Source organism: Intrasporangium oryzae NRRL B-24470, assembly GCF_000576595.1.
GTDB lineage: Bacteria > Actinomycetota > Actinomycetes > Actinomycetales > Dermatophilaceae > Intrasporangium_C > Intrasporangium_C oryzae.
The window spans coordinates 1-21,109 of sequence record NZ_AWSA01000022.1; the positions used below are offsets into that span (position 1 = coordinate 1).

Here is a 21,109-nt window from a genome sequence, read left to right on the forward strand (position 1 = left end):
AGGTGTTGCGAGGACCGCTAGAACCTGCCGTGCGGGTCCCGGCCCAGCGGCATACCCGGGGAGGTCTGCGCGGGCGGCCGGTGTGGAAGGCTGGCCACGAACCCCTGGACCCGCCCACCGTGGAAGGTGACGCATGCCGCGCCCGCTCGTCCCGCCCGTCGTCCGGGAGCAGGCTGCCCTGACCGAGCTGCGGCGCGAGGTGCGGGCGTTCCTCGTCGGGCAGGTGCGCGACGGCGCCTTCGTACCGCATGTCGACACGTGGCTGACGCGCTGGGACCGCGACTTCACCCGTGAGCTGGCAAGGCGCGGCTGGCTCGGCATGGTCATCCCGACCGCCTACGGCGGCCAGGGCCGGACCTACCTCGAGCGGTTCGTCGTCACCGAGGAGCTGCTCGTCGCCGGCGCCCCGGTCGCCGCGCACTGGGTCGCCGAGCGCCAGATCGGCCCGTCGCTGCTGCGCTACGGCACCGAGGAGCAGAAGCAGGCGTTCCTGCCCGCGATCAGCCGCGGCGAGCTCGTCTTCGGCATCGGCATGAGCGAGCCCGACTCCGGGAGCGACCTCGCGAGCGTCCGCACACGCGCAGAGCGGGTCGAGGGCGGCTGGCGGCTCACCGGGACCAAGGTGTGGACTTCCGGCGCCCACGAGGCCGACGCGTTCTTCGCCCTCGCCCGCACGTCACCGCTCGACCCGGCGCACCGCCACGACGGCCTCAGCCAGTTCATCGTCGACTTGCGCGCCCCCGGCGTCGATATCCGTCCCATCGTCTCGATGAGCGGCGACCACCACTTCAACGAGGTCCACCTCGGAGGGGTCCTCGTCCCCGACGACCGGGTGCTCGGGCGCATCGGCGACGGCTGGCAGCAGGTCACCTCCGAGCTGGGGTTCGAGCGGAGCGGGCCCGAGCGGGTCCTGTCGACCTATCCGCTCCTCGCCGAGGCCGCCTCGGCCATGGACGACGGCCGGCTCCCGTTCGACGCCGGTCTCGGACGGCACGTCGCCAGGGTCGCCGCCCTGCACCAGATGTCCTTCAGCGTCTCGGCCGCGCTCGAGTCGCACGCTGACGCAGACGTTGCCGCCGCCGCCGTCAAGGTGCTCGGGACGACGGAGGAGGGCGACATCGCCGACTATGTCGACACGCTGACCGCGACCGGCTGGGACGTCGACGACGAGCTCTCGACGCTGCTCCACGCCGCCCTGCTCCAACGGCCCGGCTTCACGCTGCGCGGGGGAACCAACGAGATCCTGCGTGGGGTCATCGCCCGGGGGCTGGGGCTGCGCTGATGGCGACCATCGAGCACCTCGCGTCGGCGTCACCCGCCGACGCCGACGTCGTCGCCCTGCTCACCGACGTCTTCGATCGCTACCGCTCCGAGCGACCCGCGCCGGCCGCGACCGTCGACCTCGACCGGGCCCTGTGGGCCCGGCTCGAATCCCTGGGCCTCACCCGCCTCAGCACTCCCGAGGCCGCCGGGGGGAGTGGCGGGACCTGGCTCGAGGCGGCGGCGCTCCTGTCGATCTCGGCGGCGGCCGGAGCCCCCATCCCCGTCGCCGAACACGACGTCCTCGCCGCGTGGCTGCTCGCGGCGGCCGGGCTGCCGCACGACGGTGACCTGCGAACCGTGTGCCGCCCCGACCCCTCAGGGGTCGCCATCAACGTCACCTGGGCCCGCGACGCCTCCGCCGTCGTGGCCTTGTGGGAAGACCGCGACGAGTGGCGCGTCGCCGACGTCCCGGTCGACCGGGTCGTCATCACCGAGGGGCGCAACCTCGCCGGGGAGCCCTGCGACACGGTCGAGTTCGACCTCGACGACCTCGAGGAGGGGACGGTCGTCGACCACGAGATCGGTGAGCAGTTCCATCTCCGCGGCGCCCTCGCCCGGTCGGCGCAGGTCGTCGGCGCGATGGAGCGGATCCTCGAGATCGTCCTCGTCCACGCGGGGGAGCGGGAACAGTTCGGCCGTCCGATCGGCCGCTTCCAGGCCGTGCAGCACCTCATAGCCGACATCGCCATGGAGACCTCGCTCGCTCGCGCCGCGACCGACACCGCCGTGGCCCGCGCCGCCGCCTCCGACTGGCGCGACCCCGGGATGCTCTTCGCCGTCGCGGTGGCCAAGTCGTGCGCCGGCCACGCCGCGTCGGTCGTGGTCCGGGGCTCCCACCAGGTCCTCGGCGCCATCGGGACGACCCTCGAGCACGAGCTGCACGTCCTGACCCGACCGATCCTCGTCCGGCGCAGCGAGTTCGGCTCGGTCCACGAGTGGGACGAGACCCTCGCCACGCTCGCCGCCTCCGCCGGCCGCGACCGCCTATGGTCGCTGATCACGACGGGTCGCGCCGGCTCGCGCCGCTGAGACGCGACCGACCCGACGGGGCTCACCGGCCCACCGCGCCACACCGACCGATCCACCCCGAGGAGAGCCACCCATGTCCGAGTCGCCCACGCCGGAGTACGCCTCGGTGACGACGAGCGAGGTCACGTATGCCGTGGACGGCGGCGTCGCGCTCGTCACCCTCAACGCCCCCGAGCGCCGCAACGCCCTCTCGGTCGAGATGTCGCGCGCCCTCGTCGAGGCGGCCCGCACGGCCGAGTCCGACGCCGCAGTCGGCGCCCTCGTCGTCACCGGCGGAGCGCACTTCTGTGCCGGGGCCGTGCGCAGCGTCCTCGCCGACACCGGCCGCGACCCCGTCGAGGACGAGGCGTACCGCAACCTCGAGACCGTCTACCAGGCGTTCACGACGATCGGCGAGGTCGGGCTGCCGACGATCGCGGCCGTCCGGGGAGCGGCCGTCGGGGCCGGGCTCAACCTCGCCCTCGCGACCGACCTGCGTGTCGTCTCCCGCACGGCGCGCCTCCTGCCCGGGTTCGCCCAGATCGGCATCCACCCCGGAGGCGGTCACTTCACGCTGCTCAACCGGGCCGCCGGTCGCGAGGCGGCCGCCGCGATGGGCCTGTTCGGCGAGGAGGTCGACGGGGACCGCGCGGTGTCCCTCGGACTGGCGTGGGCGGCATACGACGATGCAGACGTGCTCGACCGGACCGTCGAGCTCGCCGGTCGCGTCGCGCGCGACCCCGCCCTCGCGCGCCGCATGGTCGCGAGCTTCCGCCGCGAGACCCGGCCCGGGGGCGTGCCCTGGGACGTCGCCGTCGAGCTCGAGCGCTCGCCGCAGATGTGGTCGCTGCGCCGCAGGCACGAGGGGTGACCGAGCGGTGGTCGAGGTTGCGGCCCACGCGACCCGAGGTGTGAGGAAGGCCACGCCCGCAGGTTCGGGAGACGGTGTGTCACGCACGCCGGCGCTCCGTCTCGAAGAGAGGCCGCGCCGGGCAGGTGCCACTATGGGAGAGGCCCACCCCCCGATCCGAGAAGGAGTCTCCGTGCTTGCGTCCTACCGACCTCTCTTCGAGGTACCGGGGGCACGCGTCTTCATCACCGGGGGGATGATCGCCCGCTCGGCGGGTTCGATGTTCGGCGTGTCCGTCGTCGCGATGGTCGCGGCGCGCACCGGCTCGTATGCGCTCGCGGGCGCCGTCGTCGCGGTCGGGATGGTCTCCCTCGCGCTCTTCGCGCCCTTCCTCGGCCGTCTCGTCGACCGCTACGGCCAGCGGCGGATCGCCATCCCGTTCTTCCTCTGGTCGGGGTTCTGGGCCGTCATGACCGTGCTGACGTCCCTGCGCGGCTGGCCGTCGTGGCTGCTCTTCATCACTTTCCCGCTGTGCGGGGCCATTCCCAACCTCGGCACGATGGCCCGCGCCCGGTGGTCGTACATCTTCGCCCACGACCCGCGCAGCCTCCACACCGCGATGTCCTTCGAGCAGGTCATGGAGGAGATCACCTTCGTCATCGGCCCGGTCCTCGCGATCTGGCTCTCGACGACGCTGTTTCCCGAGGCCGGCTTCGTCTTCGCCACGGTCGCCTACGGCGTCGGCGTGCTCATCTTCATCTCCGCGCGCTCGACCGAGCCGCCCGTCGTGCCGCACCACGAGCGCCCCGCCGAGCATGCCTACACGGTGCCGGGCCTCATCCCGCTCGCCTTCATCATGGTCATGACCGGGGCGATCTTCGGCGTCAACGAGGTCGTCACGCTCGCCGTCTCGGGGGAGGCCGGTGCCAAGGGTGCCGCCGGGGCGATCCTCGCGCTCTATGCCGTCGGCTCGGCGCTGGCCGGGCTCGTCTTCGGGCACTTCTCGCACGGCCGCAACCTGCTCAAGCTGCTCATCGTCGGCACTCTCGGGATGGCCGTTCTCGAGTCGCCCCTCGTGCTCGCCGGCAACCTGTGGGTGCTCGCCGGGATCATGCTCGTCGCGGGGATGGCGACGGCCCCGACCCTCATCACGACGATGAACCTCATCGAGCGGATCGTCCCCAGGGCCCAGCTCAACGAGGGCATGACGATCGTGCTGACCGGGCTCATCGTCGGCATCGCCGCCGGCTCGGCGGTCTCGGGCGCCGTCGTCGACCGGGTCGGCGCCTCACAGGGCTACTGGGTCGCGGTCTTCGCCGGGGTGCTGGCGTTCGTGATGGCTGTGGGCACGCGAGCCTTCCTCCAGCGCCGCGACCTCGCCAACATCCGCTGACGCCGCCGGACCAAGGCCCCGGTTCGGCCGCAGGTTCTTCGCCCGGGCGGAGTGGTTGTGGGTTTCGGACGGTTTCGCACGCGATTCCTATGCCCAGGCGGAGTTGTTGTGGCGTTTCGGGCCGGTTCGGCCTCAGGTCCTTCGCCCGGGCGGAGTTGTTGTGGTGTGTCGAGGTGGCCGTCCGGCCAGGGTCCGGCCCGGGACAAAGCGTGAGCCCGCCCCGCGCCCGAGGTCACTCAGGCGCGGGGCGGGCTCAGCGGCATACCCGATGCCGTATGCCGGTCAGTGACCGACCGCAGGCACCGTCTGGTCCGCGTCCGCTCCCTCCCCGACCGGCCGGCCGGGCTGGCCCGGCTTCGGGCCGAGGTCGACGTTCGGGAGGAAGAGCGTCGCGATGAAGGCGAGCACGAGAACACCCGATGCGACGAGGAAGACGACGGACATCGCGTCGGAGAAGCCCACGAGGAAGGGCTTCGCGAGCCGCGGGTCGAGCTGGTTGATGAACGAGCTGTCCGACAGGGCCGCGCTACCGGCACCGCCACCCGTTCCGCCGGCCTGCTGCGCGGCCTGGAGCTGCTCGACGAAGGCCTTGTTCGTGGCCGGGTCGCCGCCGGTCGGGTTGCGCAGTGCCGCCTGGAACGCGGGCGTCGGTGCGATCGCCGCGAACGCCTCGGCGATCTTCGTGCCGGCCTGCGAGAAGAGGATCGACAGGAAGACGGCCGTGCCGAGCGTGCCACCGATCTGGCGGGTGAAGGTGGCAGACGAGGTGGCCACACCCATGTCGCGACGGTCGACGGCGTTCTGCACGGCGAGCGTCAGCGGCTGGAAGTTGAAGCCGAGGCCGATTCCGAAGAAGAACATCCCGATCATCGTCTTCCACAGCGGGGTGTCCGCCCCGACGAAGTGGAAGCCGTAGAGGGAGATGACGAGGATGGCGGCCCCGATGATCGGGAACTTCCGGTAGCGGCCGGTGCGCGAGATGAGCTGACCCGACACGATCGAGCCGGCCATGATGCCGAGCGTCATCGGCAGCAGCTGGAGGCCCGCCTCGGTCGGGGACGAGCCCTTGACGATCTGCAGGTAGAGCGGGATCGCGGCGAGGCCACCGAACATGCCCATGCCGATGAAGACCGACGCGACCGACGACGCGGCCACCGTGCGGTTGGTGAAGAGGCGGAGCGGGATGAGCGCCTCCTCCTCCATCGAGCGCTCGATGAAGAAGAACGCGACGAGGCCGATGAGCCCGATGGCGTAGCAGGTGATCGATGTGGCCGAGCCCCAGCCCCACTGGCGGCCCTGCTCGGCGACGATGAGGAGCGGCACGAGCGCGACCGTGAGGCTCATCGCGCCCCAGTAGTCGATGCGGTGGTCGAGGCGCGTGTGCTTGAGGTGGAGGGTCCGCGAGACGACGATGAGCGCGGCGATCGCGATCGGGACGTTGACGAGGAAGACCCAGCGCCAGCCGGTCACGCCGAGGATCGTCTCCTGGCCGGCGAAGAAGCCGCCGATGACCGGGCCGAGCACGCTCGAGGTGCCGAAGACGGCGAGGAAGTAGCCCTGGTACTTCGCCCGCTCACGCGGAGGGACGATGTCGCCGATGATCGCGAGGGCGAGGGAGAAGAGGCCACCGGCACCGATGCCCTGGACCGCGCGGAAGGCGGCGAGCGACGGGATCGACCAGGCGAGGGTGCAGAGCATCGAGCCGATCGTGAAGACCGTGATGGCGAAGATGAAGAGCTTCTTGCGCCCGTAGATGTCGCCGAGCTTGCCGTAGAGCGGCGTCGCGATCGTGCTCGTGATGAGGTAGGCCGTCGTGACCCAGGCCTGCCCCGCAAGATCGTTGAGGTCGTCGGCGATGACGCGCATCGCGGAGGCGACGATCGTCTGGTCGAGGGCCGCGAGGAACATCCCCAGCATGAGGCCGATGAGGATGGTGACGATCTCCTTGTGGGAGAGCGGGGCGCTCGGGACGTCCGAGCGTTTGGGCTCGGCCGTGGTTTCGGACATGTCAGTCCTCCTTGGTCGGGTGGAAGGGCATCTGCGGGGGCGTGGCACCGCGGGCCCTGAGGTTGGCGTCGAGGTCGTCGCCGAGGATGCGCAGCTGATGGGTGAACGTGGCGGCGTCGTTGCCGTCCCAGTCCTTGAGCAGACCCTGGAACCAGGCCGATCGGTTGGCCTGGATGTCGCGCAGCGCCTGGCGTCCCTCCTCCGTGAGCGTCACGACCTGAGCGCGACCGTCACTGGGATCGGTCTCCTTGGCCACGAGCCCGTGGCTGACGAAGGTGCTCACTTGACGGCTGACGGTCGAGGCATCGTTGTGGAGTGCCGTCGCGATGTCGGAGATGCGGGACGGGCCCGCTCCCGCGATGACGAAAAGGACGGGGTATGCCGCTGCGTCGACTCCCGGGTGCGTGCGCGGCGCCGTCGTGCGGGCCGCGAGGAGGAGCTTCTGGACGCGCAGCAACGCGTGGAACACGTCGTTCGCCGACTCCCTGCTGACTGCCATGGCTCCTCCTTCCCAGAAACATGCTTGCAGCAAGCAAGTATCTGTCCGAGCCCCGACGTCGTCAACTGCGGCTGGTCCTGCGGATCTGCTCGCGTGTGCAGAACTGCGTGCGACCATGTGAAAGTACGTCGCACCGTTCGGCCGCGGGGACCGGGGGGTCACGCCACGGACGGCCTCAGAAAAGACCCTCAGGAGTGCCCATGTCGTCCCAATTCCCTGCCGACCCGACCACGATGGCGGTCTTCGGGGAGCTCTCGGCGCTGATCTATGCGGGCGCCGACGCGACCTCGATCCACGAGGCGGTCGTCAAGACCGCGAAGAGCTTCGTCGACGGCTGTGACCACGCCTCCCTCCTGCTGCGTGACCACGACCAGTTCAGGACGGCCGCGAGCACCGACGAGATCGCGCGGCGCATCGACCAGATCGAGATCGAGGTCGGTGAAGGGCCCTGCGTCGACGCCATCATGGACGAGGGATACCAGCACGACGTGGACCTGACCAGGGGCAACACCCCGTGGCCGCGGTTCACCCAGCGGATCGTCGCCGAGACCCCAGTCCGGTCGGCGATCGGATACCGGCTGCTCATCGACGGCGACAAGGTCGGCGCCCTCAACCTCTTCTCCGACCGTCCGGGGGGCCTGACCGAGGCCTCGGCCGACGCGGGTGCCGTCATCGCCTCGTTCGCCTCGGTCGCCCTGATGGCCGTCCGCGCGCGCGGGGAGGCCGAGACGCTGCGCCACGGCCTCGAGAGCAACCGTGAGATCGGCAAGGCCGTCGGCCTGCTCATGGCCTCGCACCACCTGACCGGCGACGAGGCCTTCGACCTGCTGCGCCGCACCTCCCAGGACCTCAACATGAAGCTCACGCACGTGGCCGCGCAGGTGGTCGAGGGCCAGGAAGCGCAGCTCGAGTCCTAGCCTCGGAACGTTCGCCGGAAGCAGACCGGCGAGTCTGCCGGGCGAGTCTGCCCGGCGAGCTCTGTCATGCCGAAATGGCCCCGGCGGGACGGGTCCCGCGGCCCGCCGGGGCTCCTTCGTCGGCCTGCTAGGCGGTGGCGACCCCATCGGCGTCGAGCTGCACCCGGAGGTCGTCGAGCGTCCGCCGGAGCAGGCGGCTCACCTGCATGGCGGACAGACCCATCGTCTCGGCGATCTCGGCCTGGGTCAGGTCGTCGCCGAAGCGCAGCTCGACGAGCGTCTGGTCACGGGCGGGGAGTCGCTCGATGGCGGTGCGGACGACGATGCCGTCGTCGAGCGCCGGATCCGTCTGGGAGTCCGCCCGGGCGTCGATGAGGTCGAGCACGGGCCGGCTCCCCTCGGCGGTCGTGGCGTCGAGCGAGGCTGGGCGAAGGTTGCTCGCGGCGACCTGGGCCTCGCGGACCGACTCGACGGTGAGGTCGAGCTCGTGCGCCAGCTCGTCGATCTCGGGGTCGTGACCGAGATCCTGCTCGAGACGCGCTCGCGCCTCGGAGACGAGCTGGCGTCGCTCCTGGAGGGCCCGCGGTGGCCGGACGAGCCAGCCGTGGTCGCGGAAGTGGCGCCGCAGCTCACCCGTGATGGTCGGGGTCGCGTAGGCGCCGAACTCCGTCGGCTTGTCGAGGTCGAATCGATGAATCGCCTTGAGCAGGGCGAGGAATGCGACCTGCTCGAGGTCTTCCCGGTCGAGTCCCCGACCGGCATACCGGTGCGCGAGAGACCTCGCCAGCGGCATGTGGATGATGGTGACCGCCTCGAGTGCGCGGTCCCGTTCTGCCTCGTTGAGCGAGGTGCGGAAGGTGGTGATGAGTTCGCGCGTCTCCGTGTCGTTTCGCGCGAAATGGTGCGAGTCGGACATGATGCCTCCGGCCGTACTACGACGTCGGCGCTGGCTTGACCGCGTACCATGACGCTAGGCGCTAGGGGGCGGAATGGCAAGATTGCCTGCGGTCTCTTTCTTTCGCCGCAGTGTTTGTCCAGCCTTGGTCCGTCTCGGACACACTCAGTGCGTGATGACGAGCGCTTCCAGGACCCGCCGCGCGATCTCGTCGGACCCGGTCACGGTGAAGTGGATCTCGTCGACGGCTCGCCGGCCCGCCGCGCGCCGGGTCAGGGCATCGGTGCTCAGGTGGATCGTCGTCACGTCGATCTGCTCCTCGCCGGCCGGCCGGTCGTGGCCGCTGTAGAGGGGCTCGCTGAACGGACGGCCGTCGGCTCCCGGCACGACCCGGACGCCCTCGCGGGCCACGACGGGCCCGCTCACGTCGAGGGCGACGGCGTGGCCGACCTCCACATGGGCCTCCCGGGCCACGACACGCGGCAGGGCCCGGAGGATCGCCTCGGTGAAGATCGCCGCACCTGCGGAGTCGAGGTCGCCCGGGCGGTCGAGCGCCACCCGGAGGTCCTGCTGGTGGCACCAGAGGTCGATGATCCGGATCCGGAGCAGCTCCCCGAAGGTCATCTCACCGAGCGGACCGTCGACGAGGGTGTCGAGGTCGGCGTCGAACGCCCTGACCTGGGCCACGCGCATCGGGGCGAACTCGGCCAGCTCGCGTGCGACCTCGCTCCCGGGGCGGCTCCGGCGGGTCTCCACGTCCTGCTCGATGACCCAGGCCAGCTGCGAACTGACGTGGTCGTAGGCGGGCACGGTCACGGGCTCACGGCTGATGCCGGCGAACGCCTTCTCGGTGCCGACGACGTGCGAGAGCTGGTCCTTGACCGTCCAGCCGGGGCACTCGGTCTGCCAGTCGAACTGGTCGTCACGGCAGGACGCTCCGAGGTCGACGACCGACTGGAGCGTCCGCTCGAAGGCGTCGAGCAACCCGGCTCGGTCCTCGGGGGCAGGCGGGTGCATCGGCATGGCACCACACTACTTACCCTTGGAGCATGTCCCTCCCCGATCGCGTCGCCCGCTCCTCCGGCCCCGCCGCCGGCGCCTCCACGGGTGGCTCGAAGCGCGGATCGACGGGCGCTGCGGTCACGACCACCACGGGCCGGCACTCGCTCGCCCTGTGGCTCGTCCCGACCGTCATCGTCGTGGGCCTGCTCGCCAGCGTGCTCGCGGCCCGCTCGACCGGGGCCACCATGGCCCCGCCTGCGGGACTGACGGACGCCGGACCGGTCGTGCGCTGGGCCCTGCCCCTCGTCGGCGTCGTCCACGACCTCGCCGCCGCCCTCACCGTAGGTGCCCTCCTGCTCGCCGCGACGATGATCCCCGGCGCCTCCCCCAAGGCGACCGTCGCCCCCGACGAGCCGCGCAGGGCCTTCGCCCTCCGAGTCGCGACGGGCGCCGCCTTCGTGTGGGCCGTCGCCGGTGCCGTGGGCGTCGTCCTCACCTTCGCCGACGCAGCCGGTATGCCGCTGAGCGACCCCGCGTTCGGCACCGAGCTCATGAGCTCGGTATGGCCCATCGAGACGCTTCGCGTCGGCCTCATCAGCGCGGTCGCGGCCTTCGTCGTCGCGACCGGCGCGGCCGTGGCCCGGACCCGAGGGGCTGCGGTGGCCCTCACGGTCGTCGCCGTCCTCGGCGTTCTCGTCCTGGCCCTGGGCGGGCACGCGGGTGGCTCGTCCGACCACGAGACCGCCGTCAACGCGATGGCCGTCCACCTGCTCAGCGCCTCGATCTGGGTCGGTGGCCTGATCGCCCTGGTCGTCCTGCGCTCCTCGCTCGCCGCGGGCCTGGGGCCGGTCGCCCGCCGCTACTCGACGGTGGCCCTGTGGTGCTTCGTGGCCCTCGCCCTCTCCGGGGTCATGGCGGCCACCACGCGCCTCGGCGGCTGGTCCGACCTCACCACGCCCTACGGCATACTCCTGATCGTCAAGGCGACGGCGCTCGCCCTGCTCGGGGTGGCCGGCTGGCGGCACCGGACGTCGACGATCGACGCCATCGAGGCCACGGCGCCGACGATGACGGGGGCGAGCCGTCCCTTCTTCCGGCTGGCCGCCGCCGAGACCCTGCTCATGGCCGTCGCCTTCGGGGTGGCCACGGCGCTCGCACGGAGCGCGCCCCCCAAGCCCGAGTCGGTCGTCGACCCCAGCCCTGCTCTCGCGCTGACCGGCTACCCCGCGCCGGCCGCCCCGACGGCGACGTCGTGGCTGACCGCGTGGCGCATCGAGTGGCTCTTCCTCGCCGTCGGGCTGCTCGCCATCGGGCTCTACCTCGCCGGCGTCGTGCGCCTGCACCGCCGCGGCGACCGGTGGCCGGTCGGTCGCACGATCACCTGGGTCATCGGATGGCTCCTCTTCGTCTACGCGACCAACGGCGTGCTCGGCATCTACGGCCGGGTCGCCTTCTCGTGGCACATGACGCTCCACATGGTCGAGGCCATGGTCATCCCGATCTTCCTCGTGCTCGGGGCACCCGTGACGCTCGCCCTGCGCACCCTCCGCCCCCGGTCCGATGGGACTCTCGGGCCGCGTGAGCTGCTCCTCGGGCTCATCCACTCGCGGTTCCTCGCCGTCATCGGCAACCCCATCTTCGCGGCCGCGTTCTTCTTCATGAGCCTCGTCGCCTTCTACTGGACGGGCCTGTTCGAGCTCGCCCTGACGACCCACACCGGTCACCTGATCATGACCGCCCACTTCCTCCTGGCCGGCTACCTCTTCGCGTGGGTCCTCATCGGCGTCGACCCGGGCCCGAAGCGCTGGAGCCCGGCCTTCCGGCTCATCGTGCTCTTCGCGACGATCGCCTTCCATGCCTTCTTCGGTGTCGCGATGATCAGCGGGACGACCGTCCTCGCGCCCGACTTCTTCGAGTACCTCAAGCTCCCGTGGGTGCCTGACCCGCTCGCCGACCAGCGCACCGGCGGCTCGGTCGCGTGGGCCATCGGCGAGCTGCCGGCCCTCGTCCTCGCCCTCATCGTGGCCGCCCAGTGGTTCCGGTCCGACAGTGCCGACGCCGTCCGGGGGGACCGGCGGGCCGAGCGCGACGGCGATGCCGAGCTCGCGGCATACAACGCCCGTCTTGCGGCGCTGGCCCAGCGGGACGAGCGCGCGGACCGCTGAAGGCCGATTCGCGCCGGTCTACTACCTCACGTAGTATCTACGTGAGGAGGGCAGCATGTCGAAGTCCGCGTCACGATCGGTGCCGATGCCGCAGTGTCCCGTGCGCACGGGCGAGCCGTGCACCCTGTGCTTCCCCGGCGCGAGCGGACCGCAGGACTGCGGGCTCGTCTACCTCGTGCAGAGCGATCCTGAGATGCGCGAGGAGCTGGCGGCTCGCCGCCGCGAGCGCCTCGCCCAGCGCGCCGGCTGAGCCGGCCGCCCGGAGTCGTGACCCCTCGGAATCCCCCCGCCGAGGGGCCACACCCCTCCCGACCGCCGGACACGACGACCCGAGGTGTGCCCGGACGCGCGGCCGTGTGACAGTTGGGGCATGAAGGTCGCGATCATCCAGCTCGCCTACGGTGACGACGAGTCGGTCGGCGAGCGCACCGCGCGCGTCGCGGATCTCGTCCGGGCCCAGGCGGGCCACGACCTCGTCGTCCTGCCCGAGCTCTGGCCCGCCGGCGGTTTCGACTACCGGCACTGGGACGAGCGGGCCGAGGCCGTCGACGGGCCCGTCGCGACCGCGCTCGCTGCCGCGGCCCGGGATGCACGGGTCACCCTCCACGGCGGCTCGATCGTCGAGCGGGCCGCGCCTCACGGCACCGACGGCCGGGGGCTGTTCAACACGAGCCTCGTCTTCTCGCCCGAGGGCCGGCTGGTCGCGACCTACCGAAAGATCCACCGCTTCGGCTTCGGCGAGGGCGAGCCGGTCCTCCTGGACGCCGGGGCCGACCTCGTCCTCGTCGACGTGCCGGTTCGCGGCGCCTCAGGCGACCGCGAACGGTCGGTCCGGGTCGGCCTGTCGACGTGCTACGACCTGCGCTTCCCCGAGCTCTACCGCCGGCTCGTCGATGCCGGGGCGGAGGCGTTCCTCGTCCCCGCCGCCTGGCCGATGGCCCGCATCAGCCACTGGACCCTCCTCGGCCAGGCTCGGGCGGTCGAGGACCAGTGCGTCGTCATCCAGTGCAACACCGCCGGCACACACGCCCGCCACGAGATGGGCGGGCACTCGCAGGTCGTCGACGCCACCGGGAAGGTTCTGGCCCTCGCCGGTGCTGACGAGGAGGTGCTGAGCATCGACATCGACACCTCGGCGACCGCCGCGTGGCGAGACGCCTTCCCGGTCCTCACCGATCGCCGACTCGCCACCTGAGCGCCGCAGCACCCCTCCGCCGTCACCGACCCAGAAGAACCTCATGAGCACCGACACCACTGCATCGCCCCTCCGCGCGCGCGTCAAGGTGCGCGCCCCCGAGCTCGTCGGCCGGGGCTGGCTCAACACCGGCGGCCGCTCGATCAACCTCGCCGACCTCCGTGGCCGTGTGACCGTGATCGACTTCTGGACCTTCTGCTGCGTCAACTGCCTGCACGTCCTCGACGAGCTCCGGCCGCTCGAGGCGCAGTACCCGGATGCGCTCACGATCATCGGCGTCCACTCCCCGAAGTTCGAGCACGAGGCCGACCCCGTCGCGCTCGCCGCAGCCGTGGAGCGGTATGCCGTCCACCACCCCGTGCTCGACGACCCCGAGCTCGTGACGTGGCGGGCCTACACGGCACGAGCCTGGCCGACGCTCGTCGTCATCGACCCCGAGGGCTTCGTCGTCGCGTCGATGTCGGGTGAGGGACACGGGCCCGGGCTCGCCTCGCTCGTCGGAGAGCTCATCGAGGAGCACGCCGCGAAGGGCACGCTCCAGCCCGGCGACGACCCCTACGTCCCGCCGGCCGCCGCCGACACGGCGCTGCGCTTTCCGGGCAAGGCCGTCCCGCTGGCCGACGGCTCGTTCATCGTGTCCGACACGGCCAACCACGAGGTCGTCCACCTCGAGGCCGACCTCGAGACCGAGCGGGCCCGCTGGGGTGGCCGCGGCGTCTTCAACGAGCCGCAGGGGGTGCTGCTCGCGCCCGACCACGTGGTCGAGGCACTCGGCATCGATGTCCTCGTCGCCGACTCGGTCAGCCATCAGCTCAAGGGAATCCGCCGGTCCGACGGTTCGGTCCACGTTCTTGCCGGAACCGGGCAGCAGCTGCGCGAGCGGACCGGCGGGGGTCCGGCGCTCGAGCAGGCTCTGTCGACGCCGTGGGACCTCGCCTGGCTCGACGGGCGGCTCGTCATCGCGATGGCCGGCACCCACCAGCTCTGGGCCTGGACGCCCGGCGCGACGCTCGCCGACGGGACGGTCGAGGTCCTCGGCGGCACCACGAACGAGGGCCTGCGGGACGGCCCGGCACTCGAGGCCTGGTTCGCTCAGCCGTCGGGGCTCGCGGCCTCGACCGACGGGACACGCATCTGGATCGCCGACTCGGAGACGTCCGCACTGCGCTCGCTCGTGGTCACCCCGGCCGGCCTCGAGGTCGAGACCCACATCGGCACAGGCCTGTTCGACTTCGGGCACCGTGACGGCGATGCCGACCAGGCGCTCCTGCAGCACCCGCTCGGTGTGACCGAGCTGCCCGACGGGTCCGTCGCGGTCAGCGACACCTACAACGGCGCGATCCGCCGCTTCGACCCCGCGAGCGGGCAGGTGACGACCCTCGCCCAGGGTCTTGCCGAGCCGAGCGACGCCGTTGTCGAGCTCGACCCCGAGACCGGCGAGTCACGGCTCGTCGTCGTCGAGTCGGCGGCCCACCGGCTCACCCGGGTGCCGCTGCCCGACGATGCGCAGCGCGTCGACGGCCCCGCGCACCGCACGCAGCGCCCACCGACACCACTGCCCTCCGGGCCGATCCGGCTCGAGGTCACCTTCGTGCCGCCCACAGGACAGAAGCTCGACGACCGGTGGGGCGACCCGACGATGCTCGACGTGTCGGCATCGCCCGAGGGCCTCCTGCTCGACGGAGGCGGCAGATCCCGCGGCCTGACGCGCACGATCACGTTGGCGAGCGGCATACCCGAGGGGACCCTCCACATCTCGGTGCAGGCGGCATCCTGTGACGGCGACCCGGTGAGGGGCGCGGTGCCCGAGCACGCCGCCTGCCACCTCTTCCAGCAGGACTGGGGAATCCCAGTCACGATCGACGAATCCGCCGACGCGACACTGACACTCGACCTTCGCGGCGTGTAACGACGACGCGACGGGCGGTGGCGCGGCAGACTGAGGCTGTCGCGCCGGTCGCCCCGACCGACCGCGACCGACGGTCAGGCGGTGGCGCGTGGCAGCACAGCGATCCGGGAGCCCGGCGGCCTCCGCGCTGTCCGGCGTGTGTGGCGTGATCAGCGCGCTCCTCGTCCCGGTCGCGATCGTCGCCATCTGGGCGTCCGTCATGCTGACGCGCACCGACGTGTTCGTCGACGAGATGAGCCCGGTCCTGACCAAGCCCGAGGTCCAGCAGGCGCTCACCGACGGCGTCACGAGGGGAGTGCTCGACCGTCTCGCCCTGGGACCCGCCATCGAGAGCGCCGTGGCCCAGCCGCTCGGCACGGCGGTCGCAGGCCTCGTCGCGAGCCCGCAGGTCGAGACCGCCTGGACGCGCGCCCTCGGCGCCGCGCACCGCCAGCTCGTCGCGACGCTCCAAGGGAGCGACACCGCCCTCGTCGACGACCAGGGGCGCCTCGTCCTGAGTGTGGCGGTCCCGATCCCGGCCGCCGTGTCATCGGTGCTGAGCGCCCTGGGCGTGGCCGTGCCCGACAGCCTCCAGCCGACCGTGACCGTCCCGCTGCTCACCGCGGACGACCTCGCGAAGGCCCGGACGGCCTACCGGACCATCGACGCGGCCCGCCTCTGGGCGCCGCTCGGCGCGCTCGCCCTCGGCGCGATCTGCATCGCGCTCGCCCGGCGGCACCGCAGGGCCGTCGTCCGACTGGCGGTCGGGTGGGGGCTCGCCGCCCTTGCGCTCGGCCTGGCTCTCCTGACCCTCCGAGGCCCCGCGGTCGCCTCGGTCACCGACCCCATCGCGCACGCCCTCGCCGACGAGGCATCCGGAGTGGCTGTCACGCAGATGATCTGGGGGATCGGGGCCGTCCTGGCCCTGGTCGTCATCACCATGCTGGTCGCCGGGCTCACCCGCGGCCGCGAGAAGGAGATGAGTTGAGATGAGTTCACCCACATCGACGGCGGAGGATGCAGTCGTCCTGTCCGCCCGGACGATGGCCACCCTCGGCGTGCTCGCCGGAGCCCTCTGGCTGGTCATCGGCATCATCGTGCTGGTGTGGCCGAGCGCCACCCTGACCGTCATCGCCGTCCTCTTCGGGCTCCAGCTGACGATCGTCGGCATCGTCCGCCTCGTGTCCGGGCTGTTCGGCAGCGACCTCGAGGGCTGGGTCCGCGCGGCCTACGTGCTCCTCGGAGTCCTCATGCTCCTCGCCGGCATCGCCTGCCTGCGCCACCCGGTCCTCTCCATCGGGGCGATCCTGCTGCTCACCGCGGTCGGCTGGATGGTCGAAGGCATCGCCCTGGTCATCGGCGGCACCCGCGCCCGTGAGGGACGCGGCTGGCTCTTCTTCTTCGGGGCCGCCGCCATCCTCGGGTCGATCGTCCTGCTCGTCTGGCCGGTCGAGTCCGTCTCGACGCTGCTCGTGCTCGGCGGCTGGATCCTCGTCATCGTCGGCATCATCGCGCTCGTCGCCGGGATCATGGCCCTGCGAGACGTCTCGCGGGCGACCAAGGCGAGGGCCGCCGTGGCGTGACCGGCCTCGCGTGAGGCGGCCCGGATGCGCGAGGGCTCGTGACGGCGGGGCTTGGGTCATCGCTCGAACGGGTAAGGGCCGTCTACCAGGCGTGCAACGGTGCGCGTCGCGAGCAAGGAGACGGCATGGGTATCGGACTAGGGATCCTGCTCCTCGTGGTCGGTGCGATCTTCTACTTCACCAACCTCGACTCGAGCATGCTGAACACCAACCTCAACACGGTCGGCATCATCCTCATGGCCGGTGGTGCTCTCGCCCTGATCCTCGGCATGATCCAGAACGCCCAGCGATCGCGGACCCAGCACACCACGGTGACCGAGCGGCGTGGTGCACCCGACGTCGTCGAGCGTCGCGTCGACCCGGTCGACGACGGCGAGGTCGTCGCTGAGCGGCGGGTCGAGCGCGTCGAGCGAACTGACGACGTGTACTGAGCGAGCGGAAACCTGACGGGAATCGAGAGGGACCCCTGAAGGGACTCTCTGAGGGTCCCCATCGAAACGACTGACCGGCGGCCTGAGTACGTGAACTCACGTTCTCGGGCCGCCGTGCGTGTTTCGATGAGAGGGTGACCGACACCCGCGCACCGGCCCCTCGGCCGCGCACCGCGGCCGAGCTCGATGCGGCCACGCCTCCGGACCGCGACCGCTGGGCGGACGCGATCCGGGTCGGCTCGCTCCTCGTCGTGATCGTCGGCCACTGGCTCATGGTCGTGCTCACGCCCGCCGGTGAGATCACCAACGCGCTGACGCTCGTGCCGTCCCTCCAGCCGCTCACCTGGTTCCTCCAGGTCATGCCGCTCTTCTTCCTTGTCGGCGGGGTCGCGCACGCCCACACGCTCGAGTCCCTCGACCGTCGCCCCGGCACCCGCCACGGACGGTATGCCGCGTTCTTCCGTTCGCGCGCCAGTCGCCTGCTGCGCCCCACCCTCGCGTTCCTCGCGGTCTGGGTGGTCGTGGGGGTCGTGGCCGACCTCACCGGCCTGACGAGCCGGCCCGGCGACGCGGGGGAGCTGGCCCGGGATGCCCTCGTCATGGTGCCGCAGCTGCTGTGGTTCATCGGCATGTACCTCGGGGTGTGCGCCTTCGCGCCGCTCATGCGTCGGCTTCACCAGCGGCACGGGCTCCTCGTCGTCGCGGTACTCGTGGGGTCCGCCTGCCTCGTCGACGTGCTCCGCTTCACGGGGGCCGAGCTCGTCGGCAACCTCAACTTCGCCTTTGTCTGGCTCGCCCTCCACCAGCTCGGGTTCGTCTGGCGCGACGGCCTGCTCACGACCCGCGTCGGCTGGGCCATGCTCGTCGGCGGCTTCGCGGCGATGGGGGCAGCGATCACGTGGGGGCCCTACCCGACGTCGATGGTGGGGCTCCCGGGCGAGGCCGTGTCGAACATGGCACCGCCGACGGTGGCGCTGCTCGCCCAGGGCGTCGGGATCGCGGGGCTGGCCGTGGTTCTCCGCCCGGTCATGGCACGGGTGCTCGCCCGGCCGCGGCCGTGGAAGGTGGTGGTCGTCGCCTCCCCGTATGCGATGACGGCCTTCCTCTGGCACCTCACCGCGCTCATGCTCGTGCTGCTCGCCGTCCGGGCCCTCGGCATCACCCAGCCCCCGGTGGCCTCCGGGCTCTGGTGGTTGACCCGCCCGCTCCTCTTCACGGTGCTCGGTGTCGTCACGGCGGGTTTCGTCGCGGTCTTCGTGCGCTTCGACCGCGGTGGGCGGCCGATCCCCGCGCGGATCGACGAGAGGCGTGCGTGGGTCGACCCGCTGGCCGCGGTCTCGGCATTCGTCCTGTTCTTCGGGATCCTCATGGTGTCGATCGTCGGCGTCGACATCCTCGGCAACCGTCCGGTCTTCTTCCTGGTCGGTGACGTGACACCGATCATCGGTTTTGCGGTGCTGGCGGTCGGACTCTGCCTGCTTCGACTCACCGGGCCCCATCAGCCTGCGGATCATCTGGCGTCTGGTGCTGCTCCCACAACGCCGGATGCGAGTTGATCGGCAGGTTGATCAGGGCCGCGGTGGTGGTCCGCGCCACGACGGGACCGCGGGTCTGCGGCATACGACGGCGGCGCCCGGACCCACTCGGGGACCGGGCGCCGCAGCGTCACTCTGCGGGAACCAGCATCCAGTGCGTCAGAACGCCGACTCCGGGACGTCCATGAGGCTGTTGTCGGTCGCCTCGGCGATCGCGCGCTCGGCGGCGAGCTTCGGCAGGACGTTACGTGCGTAGAACGAGGCCGCCGCGACCTTGCCACGGTAGAAGTCGCCGTCCTTGCCGCTCGCGCCCGCGTCGAGGGCCTTCTGGGCGACCTCGGCCTGCCGCAGCAGGAGCCAGCCGACGACGAGGTCACCGGCGGCGAGGAGCAGGCGCGTCGTGTTCTGGCCGACCTTGTAGAGGTTGGTCACGTCGCCACCGGCGCGCGGGTCGGACTTCATCAGGTCGCCGATCATGTGGCCGAGGATCCCCTGGATGTCCTCGAGGCCCTTGCCGAGCAGCTCGCGCTCGGTGTCGAGCGAGCCGCCGAGGTCCTTGGCGAACTCCGCGATCTGGCCGGCGACGTGCTGCAGGGCCTGGCCCTTGTCCCGCACGATCTTGCGGAAGAAGAAGTCGAGGCCCTGGATCGCCGTGGTGCCCTCGTAGAGGGTGTCGATCTTGGCGTCGCGGACGTACTGCTCGATCGGGTAGTCCTGCAGGAAGCCCGACCCGCCGAAGGTCTGGAGCGACTCGGTGCCGAGGAGCACCCAGGCGCGCTCGGAGCCGAGGCCCTTGACGAGGGGCAGGAGCAGGTCGCTGACCCGGTTGGCCATGTCGGCGTCCGAGTCCTTCTCGATGCCGGTCGTCGGGTCACCGCCCTGGGCGACGGCGACGGTGTCCTGCTGGGTCGCGGTGTAGACCACGAGGGCGCGCAGGCCCTCGGCGTAGGCCTTCTGGAGCATGAGCGACCGGCGCACGTCGGGGTGGTGCGTGATCGTGACGCGGGGCGCACCCTTGTCGGTCATCTGGGTCAGGTCGGCGCCCTGGACGCGCTGCTTCGCGTAGTCGAGGGCGTTGAGGTAGCCCGTCGAGAGCGTCGCGATGGCCTTGGTGCCGACGAACATGCGGGCGTTCTCGATGATCTTGAACATCTGCGCGATGCCGTTGTGGACGTCGCCGAGGAGCGTGCCGACGGCCGGCTCCTTCTCGCCGAAGGTGACCTCGCAGGTCGTGCTGACCTTGAGGCCCATCTTGTGCTCGACGTTGGTGACGTAGGCGCCGTTGCGGGCGCCGAGCTCACCGGTCTCGAGGTCGACGTGGTACTTCGGGACGATGAAGAGGGACAGGCCCTTCGTCCCCGGGCCGGCCCCCTCGGGGCGCGCGAGGACGAAGTGGACGACGTTGTCGACGAGGTCGGACTCGGCCGAGGTGATGAAGCGCTTGACGCCGGTGATGTGCCACGTGCCGTCGGGCTGCTGGACGGCCTTCGTGCGGCCGGCGCCGACGTCGGAACCTGCATCGGGCTCGGTGAGGACCATCGTCGTGTGCCAGGCCTGGTCGACGATGTGCTTGGCGAGCTTCTTCTGGTCGTCGGTGCCGAGGTGCCAGAGGAGGTTGGCGAAGGAGTAGCTCGCCGTGAACATGTGGATGGCCGGGTTGGCGCCGCAGACCATCTCGGCGACGGACCAGCGCACCGACGGCGGGATGACCATGCCGCCGAGGGCGGCGGGGACGTCGAGGTTGCCCCAGTCGCCGTCGACGTAGGCCCGGAAGGACCTGCGGAACGAGTCGGGCATCGTGACCGACTGGGTGGCCGCGTCGTAGACGGGCGGGTTGCGGTCGGAGTCGAGCAGGCTGTCGGCCAGCTCGTTCTCGGCCAGGCGGGAGACCTCGTGGAGGATGTCCTTGGCCGCGTCGACGTCGACGTCCTCGTAGATGCCGCGGCCCAGGACGTCCTGGCGGCCGAACACCTCGAAGAGGTTGAACTCGAGGTCACGCACGTTGCTCTTGTAGTGGCCCATCGGGTCCTCCACTCCGCTCTCTTCGCTGATCGCTGCTGGTGGGCGCGCCAAAGTTACTGGCGAGTCACATCCATGATGCTACTCACGGGTAATCGCCGCAACAGATGGAGGGGTCACGGTTGGGCTACGGCACTGCCCACGATTGCTGGGCAGTGCCGTAGGCGCCGGGCGGGGTCGCCCACGCCGGCGTATGCCGCCGAGCCGGCTCCGCGGCATACGACCGTCGGGTGGTCGGCGGGTCGGCGGGCGCGAAGCCGACGACTGGAGGGGGCACGACGAAGGGCCCGGTCACGAAGATCGGGCCCTTCTGGTGGAGCGGGCGGCAAGAATCGCACTCACGTCTTCCTCCTGGAAGGAGGATGTTCTGCTACTGAACTACACCCGCGAACTGGGAAA

General features: G+C 71.2%; 18 protein-coding genes and 1 tRNA gene. 13 read left to right on the forward strand and 6 right to left on the reverse strand.

Annotated features, from left to right (window positions below; translation table 11 throughout):
- The first annotated feature begins 133 nt into the window (after positions 1-133).
- From N865_RS11425 to N865_RS11440, 4 genes are all read left to right on the forward strand, one after another.
- Positions 134-1,282, forward strand: coding sequence for an acyl-CoA dehydrogenase family protein (locus N865_RS11425; RefSeq protein ID WP_034805771.1), 1,149 nt, complete (start codon positions 134-136; stop codon positions 1,280-1,282).
- The gene (locus tag N865_RS11430; protein WP_034805775.1) at positions 1,282-2,352 is read left to right on the forward strand and encodes an acyl-CoA dehydrogenase family protein; all 1,071 of its coding nucleotides are present in this window, start codon (positions 1,282-1,284) and stop codon (positions 2,350-2,352) included. Before N865_RS11425 ends, N865_RS11430 begins: the two co-directional genes overlap by 1 nt.
- Positions 2,353-2,425: 73 nt before the next feature.
- Positions 2,426-3,202, forward strand: coding sequence for an enoyl-CoA hydratase-related protein (locus N865_RS11435; protein ID WP_084328157.1), 777 nt, complete (start codon positions 2,426-2,428; stop codon positions 3,200-3,202).
- A 172-nt stretch (positions 3,203-3,374) separates the two neighbouring features.
- A complete protein-coding gene (locus N865_RS11440; RefSeq protein WP_034805778.1) occupies positions 3,375-4,574 on the forward strand; it encodes an MFS transporter in 1,200 nt (399 codons plus the stop codon).
- A gap of 282 nt (positions 4,575-4,856) precedes the next feature.
- Here the strand turns inward: N865_RS11440 and N865_RS11445 are convergent, their stop codons facing one another.
- Both N865_RS11445 and N865_RS11450 read right to left on the reverse strand, forming a co-directional pair.
- Positions 4,857-6,581, reverse strand: a complete 1,725-nt coding sequence (locus N865_RS11445) for an MDR family MFS transporter (protein ID WP_034805781.1) — start codon at positions 6,579-6,581, stop codon at positions 4,857-4,859.
- Between the two features lies 1 nt (position 6,582).
- Positions 6,583-7,080, reverse strand: a complete 498-nt coding sequence (locus N865_RS11450; RefSeq protein WP_051510485.1) for a MarR family winged helix-turn-helix transcriptional regulator — start codon at positions 7,078-7,080, stop codon at positions 6,583-6,585.
- Between the two features lie 200 nt (positions 7,081-7,280).
- On the opposite strand from N865_RS11450, the gene N865_RS11455 reads away from it, so the two are divergent.
- Positions 7,281-7,997 (forward strand): GAF and ANTAR domain-containing protein, encoded by a 717-nt coding sequence (locus N865_RS11455; RefSeq protein ID WP_034805784.1) that lies wholly within the window; start codon positions 7,281-7,283, stop codon positions 7,995-7,997.
- A 127-nt stretch (positions 7,998-8,124) separates the two neighbouring features.
- Here the strand turns inward: N865_RS11455 and N865_RS11460 are convergent, their stop codons facing one another.
- Both N865_RS11460 and N865_RS11465 read right to left on the reverse strand, forming a co-directional pair.
- Positions 8,125-8,913, reverse strand: coding sequence for a sigma-70 family RNA polymerase sigma factor (locus N865_RS11460; RefSeq protein WP_034805787.1), 789 nt, complete (start codon positions 8,911-8,913; stop codon positions 8,125-8,127).
- A 144-nt stretch (positions 8,914-9,057) separates the two neighbouring features.
- The gene (locus N865_RS11465; RefSeq protein ID WP_034805789.1) at positions 9,058-9,915 is read right to left on the reverse strand and encodes a maleylpyruvate isomerase family mycothiol-dependent enzyme; all 858 of its coding nucleotides are present in this window, start codon (positions 9,913-9,915) and stop codon (positions 9,058-9,060) included.
- A gap of 26 nt (positions 9,916-9,941) precedes the next feature.
- On the opposite strand from N865_RS11465, the gene N865_RS11470 reads away from it, so the two are divergent.
- From N865_RS11470 to N865_RS11505, 8 genes are all read left to right on the forward strand, one after another.
- Positions 9,942-12,059 carry a cytochrome c oxidase assembly protein gene (locus tag N865_RS11470; RefSeq protein ID WP_084328159.1) on the forward strand — a complete coding sequence of 706 codons (2,118 nt, stop codon included), beginning with the start codon at positions 9,942-9,944 and terminating at the stop codon, positions 12,057-12,059.
- 55 nt (positions 12,060-12,114) lie between these two features.
- Complete coding sequence (locus N865_RS11475; protein ID WP_034805792.1) at positions 12,115-12,309, forward strand: DUF6767 domain-containing protein; 195 nt, start codon at positions 12,115-12,117, stop codon at positions 12,307-12,309.
- A 120-nt stretch (positions 12,310-12,429) separates the two neighbouring features.
- Complete coding sequence (locus N865_RS11480) at positions 12,430-13,254, forward strand: nitrilase-related carbon-nitrogen hydrolase (RefSeq protein ID WP_034805795.1); 825 nt, start codon at positions 12,430-12,432, stop codon at positions 13,252-13,254.
- A gap of 43 nt (positions 13,255-13,297) precedes the next feature.
- On the forward strand, positions 13,298-15,163 hold the full coding sequence (locus N865_RS11485) for an NHL domain-containing thioredoxin family protein (RefSeq protein ID WP_034805798.1): 1,866 nt from the start codon (positions 13,298-13,300) through the stop codon (positions 15,161-15,163).
- Positions 15,164-15,251: 88 nt separating this feature from the next.
- A complete protein-coding gene (locus N865_RS11490; protein ID WP_157557665.1) occupies positions 15,252-16,130 on the forward strand; it encodes a hypothetical protein in 879 nt (292 codons plus the stop codon).
- Position 16,131: 1 nt separating this feature from the next.
- Positions 16,132-16,725 carry an HdeD family acid-resistance protein gene (locus tag N865_RS11495; RefSeq protein ID WP_034805805.1) on the forward strand — a complete coding sequence of 198 codons (594 nt, stop codon included), beginning with the start codon at positions 16,132-16,134 and terminating at the stop codon, positions 16,723-16,725.
- A 125-nt stretch (positions 16,726-16,850) separates the two neighbouring features.
- Positions 16,851-17,156, forward strand: a complete 306-nt coding sequence (locus N865_RS11500; RefSeq protein ID WP_034805808.1) for a DUF6458 family protein — start codon at positions 16,851-16,853, stop codon at positions 17,154-17,156.
- 134 nt (positions 17,157-17,290) lie between these two features.
- A complete protein-coding gene (locus tag N865_RS11505) occupies positions 17,291-18,712 on the forward strand; it encodes an acyltransferase family protein (RefSeq protein ID WP_034805811.1) in 1,422 nt (473 codons plus the stop codon).
- A gap of 138 nt (positions 18,713-18,850) precedes the next feature.
- On the opposite strand, the gene N865_RS11510 is transcribed toward N865_RS11505, so the two are convergent.
- Together N865_RS11510 and N865_RS11520 are read right to left on the reverse strand one after the other, a co-directional pair.
- A complete protein-coding gene (locus N865_RS11510; RefSeq protein ID WP_034805814.1) occupies positions 18,851-20,713 on the reverse strand; it encodes an acyl-CoA dehydrogenase in 1,863 nt (620 codons plus the stop codon).
- Between the two features lie 311 nt (positions 20,714-21,024).
- A tRNA-Gly gene (locus tag N865_RS11520) sits at positions 21,025-21,098 on the reverse strand.
- Positions 21,099-21,109: the final 11 nt, after the last annotated feature.